The sequence below is a fragment of the Candidatus Ruminimicrobium bovinum genome (assembly GCF_902760015.1).
Taxonomy (GTDB): domain Bacteria; phylum Elusimicrobiota; class Endomicrobiia; order Endomicrobiales; family Endomicrobiaceae; genus Ruminimicrobium; species Ruminimicrobium bovinum.
Genome location: NZ_CACWEU010000155.1, coordinates 1 through 5,153, shown reverse-complemented (window position 1 = coordinate 5,153; position 5,153 = coordinate 1). Strand labels below are relative to the sequence as shown.

General features: G+C 31.5%; 4 protein-coding genes. All 4 read left to right on the top strand.

The window, feature by feature from the left end:
* The first annotated feature begins 78 nt into the window (after window positions 1–78).
* Window positions 79–1,470 (top strand): tRNA uridine-5-carboxymethylaminomethyl(34) synthesis GTPase MnmE, encoded by a 1,392-nt coding sequence (gene mnmE / locus ACMUOV_RS05340; protein ID WP_413854074.1) that lies wholly within the window; start codon window positions 79–81, stop codon window positions 1,468–1,470.
* Window positions 1,471–1,551: 81 nt separating this feature from the next.
* Entirely contained in the window at window positions 1,552–2,940 is a 1,389-nt protein-coding gene (cysS, locus tag ACMUOV_RS05335) for a cysteine--tRNA ligase (protein WP_413854073.1), read from the top strand.
* A gap of 90 nt (window positions 2,941–3,030) precedes the next feature.
* Entirely contained in the window at window positions 3,031–4,134 is a 1,104-nt protein-coding gene (locus ACMUOV_RS05330) for an autotransporter outer membrane beta-barrel domain-containing protein (protein WP_413854072.1), read from the top strand.
* A gap of 43 nt (window positions 4,135–4,177) precedes the next feature.
* Window positions 4,178–4,783, top strand: coding sequence for an OmpA family protein (locus ACMUOV_RS05325; protein ID WP_413854071.1), 606 nt, complete (start codon window positions 4,178–4,180; stop codon window positions 4,781–4,783).
* Window positions 4,784–5,153: the final 370 nt, after the last annotated feature.

The following is a 5,153-nucleotide window of genomic DNA, read 5'->3' as shown; positions in this document are numbered from 1 at the left end:
ACTCGGCGGGTATGAAACTTTTTCCGAAGGAGAAGGTTTAATAAAAAAAGTAGGTGTTAAATTAATTAATAAATAACAATGAATTTGTTTAAACAGGAAGATACCATTATTGCTTTGGCAACGCCTTTCGGAAGGGCTGCTTTGGCAGTTTTAAGAATAAGCGGAAAAGATTCTTTAAAAGCTGTATCTTCCGTTTTTTTTGATAAAAATCGTAAAAGTATTGATATAAAAAACAGAAAAATTCATCACGGATTTATTTATGATTGTGAAAATAAAATAGATGAGGTTATTGTAAGTTTTATGCAAAATCCCAATTCTTCAACCGGTGAAGATGTTATAGAAATTACTGCACACGGAAATCCGGTAATAGTTCGAACAATAACCGATTTGTTACTGAAAAAAGGTTTAAGGTTAGCCGACAGGGGTGAATTTTCTTACAGAGCATTTATTAATAATAAATTGGATTTGACCGAAGCCGAATCAATTAATGCCTTAATACACGGTTCCACAAAAAAAGCCGTAGAACTTTCTTTAAATACGTTACAAGGTTCGTTTTCAAACGAAGTGAAAAAAATAAAAGAAAAACTTACCGAACTTTATGCTTATTTGGAAGTGTCGCTTGATTATCCTACCGAAGATATTGACTTTTTAACAAGAGAGCAAAAAAAAGAAAAACTTACGTATATTATTTCACAAACTGATAAATTGATTGATTGTTATTCTTTGAATAAAAACATTGTTGACGGTATAAAAATTGCAATAGTGGGAAAGCCGAATGTGGGAAAATCTTCCATATTGAATTCAATATTGGGATATCAAAGGGCAATAGTAACCGATGTTGCAGGGACAACTACCGATGTAATTAATGAAAGTATAGAATATAAAGGTTTTTTGTTTACCGTAACCGATACCGCAGGTATAAGGCAGCATTATGCAAATGAAATAGAAAAAGTAGGGCAAACAAGGGCAAAACATTCGGCAGATGTTGCGGATGTAATTTTATTTGTTGTTGATAATGGCAGAATTTTTGATGACGATGATAATAGTATATTGGAATTGATAAAAAACAGAAATAAAGATACGTTAATTGTTGTAAATAAATCGGACTTGGCTACAAAAATAATTTTTGACCGATTATATGATGTTTATGATAAAAGCAATTTTATCTGGTATTCCTGTGTTAATAAAACGGATATAAATGTATTGCTGGAAAAAATTTATCAAAAATGTAATTTGCAAAATATTTCCGAAAATTCTTCAATGCTTATTAATGCAAGACAATATAATTTGTTATGTAAATTAAAAGAAATGTTGCAGCAAACTTTGAACGTAATAATTAAAGGCGACCAAGATGAAATAGTATCTTTTTATGCACAAAACGGTTTGAAAATTATTGATGAAATTTTGGGGACGGAAGTTTCCGAAGAAATATTAAAGTCCGTGTTTTCAAAATTTTGTGTCGGCAAATAGAAAATTGGAAGAATTGAAACAAATCAAATTCGGCTCAGCTGTCAGCTAAAAATTTGTTTCACAAATTTTAAAGGAGTAAAGATGATAAAATTTTACAATACATTAACAAATAAAATAGAAGAATTTAAACCGATAAAAGAAAAAGAAGTTTCAATATATATTTGCGGTGTTACACCTTATGATGTTTGCCATTTGGGACATGCAAGAGCGTATGTAACATTTGATGTTATTAAAAGGCATTTTGTAAGAAGCGGGTATAAAGTAAAACATGTTCAAAATTTTACCGATGTAGACGATAAAATAATAAACAGGTCTTTGGAAAAGAACATAACTCCTTTGGAACTTGCCGAAACTTATATAGACGATTATTTTATGCAAATGAATAAACTTAACGTTATAAGAGCCGATAATTATCCTCAGGTTACAAAAATGATTCCTCAAATAATAGAATTCATAAAAAAACTTCAGGATAAAGGTTTTGCTTATGAAGTTGACGGTGATGTTTATTTTTCCGTAGAAAAATTCAGCCGATACGGAAAACTTTCAAAGAGAAAATTTGAGGATATGAAAGTAGGTGCAAGGGTTGAAAAAGATTCTAAAAAGAAAAATCCTTATGATTTTATATTGTGGAAAAAAACAAAACAAAACGAACCGGAATCCGTTTCATGGGAAAGTCCTTGGGCAAAAGGCCGTCCGGGGTGGCATATAGAATGTTCGGTTATGGCAACAACTTTGCTCGGCGATACTATTGATATTCACGGTGGCGGACAGGATTTGATTTTTCCTCATCATGAAAATGAAATAGCACAAAGTGAAAGTTGCACGGGAAAACAATTTGCAAATTATTGGTTACACAACGGTTTTGTTACCGTTAATAAAGAAAAAATGTCAAAATCACTCGGTAATTTTTTTACGTTAAAAGATATCTTTGAAAAATACAATCCTCGTGTTGTCAGATATTATTTACTTACACAACATTACAGAACTCCGCTTGATTTTTCAAACGAAAATCTTAATGCCGCCAAAGCTGCATTGCAGGGACTTGATGAAGCATATTCAAGACTTATTGCAATAACAAAAGAAAGCAATTCTAATTTAACCGATACCGATTTGTTAACAATTCAAAAACATGTTAAAGATTCTTTGGATGATGATTTTAATTTTGAAAAAGCATTATCGTATTTACATGAATTGAAAAATATAATTTTAAATAATTTGGTTCAAGAAAAAGTTGATTTGTTAAAACAGGCAAAATGGCTTTTTGAGGATATTTTGGAAGGTGCTTTAGGTATAACAATTTTAAAGGAAGAAACAACATCGGATTTGCAAAAACTTTTAGATAAAAGAAATCTGGCAAGAAAAGAAAAAAATTGGATTGTTGCGGATGAGTGCAGAAATAAATTATCAGAGTTAGGTTATAAAATTATAGATAATAAAGACGGCAGTTCAACTTTGGTAAAAAAAGTATAAAAATAAAGAGAATTGAAAATTTATTTTTTATTTTATAGAATACAGGCGGTAATTGTGTTGTAAAATAAAGAAAAAAATAATGGAGGCGTTATGAAGAAGTTTGCAGCATGTTTGTTTTTAGTGTTGTTTTCATTTGTTTTTGTCGGAAATGTTTTTGCAAGCAGGGGACAGGAAAAATCAGAAAAAAGCAGAAGTGAAATTTCATGGGATGATATTGCCGGGGAAGATGAACAAGGTAATCCTGTAAGGAAAGGACCGGGAGTTTTTTCCGCTGTTCAGTCAAAAGTTGTTGTTGCTGCTGCAAGTGTCCTTTCGAATGAACTGGCAAATGTTATTTTAGATAATTCCGGAAATTATACATTCTTTCAAAAACAAGGTTCAAATGCAGGAAATGTTGAAGACAGAAGCGGTGCAACTATGTACATAAAAGCTTTCGGCGGTCAGGAAAAACTTGATATGAAAGATTACACAAAGTTTGATACGACATATTATGGCGCAATTTTAGGTTTGGATGTCGACAGAAAGTATACCGATAACTTTGATGCTACTTACGGTATATTTGTTTCTTATGTCGGAAGCCAATTAAAGGAAGAAGATTTTGAAGATGATAAAATTTCTCAAAACAGCGGTTTTGCAGGTTTAAGAGGTAATTGGTATATAGGTAAATTGTTCTTTGGCGCCGTTTTGGATTACGGCTTTTTGGCAAATAAGGTAGAAATTGACGCAGCAGACAATTCTAAAAATTATAATACACAAAGTATAGGTTTCTCGGCAAAAGCCGGTTATAATTTTGAAGTTGCAAAAAGAAGTTTCACAATCCAGCCGAATGTTGTGTTTAATTCAAATTATTTAATTACGGAAGAATATACGGATACAAATGATAATAAAGTTAAATCCGACAACATAATAAATATTGCAGTTGCTCCCGGATTGAAACTTGCAAAAACATTGGGTAAATGTTGGATAGTTTCCGCAGAAGGAAAATATGTTTTTGTATCATCTAACGGAGATATAAAATTAGAAAACGTATATAATATAGGAGCTTTACCCAAAACATATTATAAAGATTATGTAAGTTGCGGACTCGGTATAGAAAAAATTTGGGGTTATACCGTTCTTCATTTGAAAGGGCATAAAACATTTTGCGGAAGAGATGGTTATATGGTTAATGCCGGTATAGAATTTAAGTTTTAATTTGTTTTTTTAAGTTTTTAAAATAAATGGGGGAAAATATATAATGAATAAATATTTAAGTTTGTTGTTTATGTTGTTTTTAGCTGTATGTGTTTCAAGTTGCGGAACTAAATATGCAAGACCTGACAGATGTTGTTGTGACGTTCCGGAAGTTCCCAAAGTTGTGGAACCTGCTCCTGTTCCTGAGCCGGAACCTGAACCGGAACCCGAGCCGGAACCTGCTCCTGAACCGGAACCTGTTCAAGAAGTAAAACAGGCAATACAACAAGCCGTTCAGGAAGAAAAGAAAGAATTTACGCTTGACCTTGAAAAATTGATGAAACAAAGTTTGTTTGAATTTAATTCAACAAAAATAGCCGAAGAAAATTATGCGGGACTTGATGTAGTTGCGGATTTCTTAAAAGAAAACTCAAATATATCGCTTACAGTGGAAGGTCATACCGACAGTGTAGGTTCAAAAGAATATAATCAGGGCTTGTCTGAAAGAAGAGCAAAAGCAGTTGCGGATTATATTGTAAGCAAAGGTGTATCCCAAGAACAGGTTTCTACAATAGGTTATGGTTTTTCCAAACCTGTAGCAAGCAACAAAACTGCTGAAGGAAGAGCACAAAACAGAAGAACCGAATTAAAATTTAAAATTAACGACTAATTATAATTATATTCGATAATAAGTTGTTGAAAAGTGAAAAAGCAGAAAGATACAAATAGTTTTCTTTCTGCTTTTTTGTTATTAAATTTATTTATTCTTTTTTCTTCCACTCTTCCAAACTTCCAGTCCGATAAGTTTTGTTTTTTTATTCTTAATTTAATAAAATAAAAAGTTGTAATAATGTTAAATTTTGAGGTAAATTATGAACATAGTTAAAGAAGGATATCCTTTTATTTTCGGCTTTTTAATAGCGGGTTTAATTTTTAATTTGTTTTTTGCACCCGTATCGGTAATTTTTTATATTTTGGCTATATTTTGTTTTTTCTTTTTTAGAGATCCGGATTTAACAATTAACGAAGATAAAAATTTT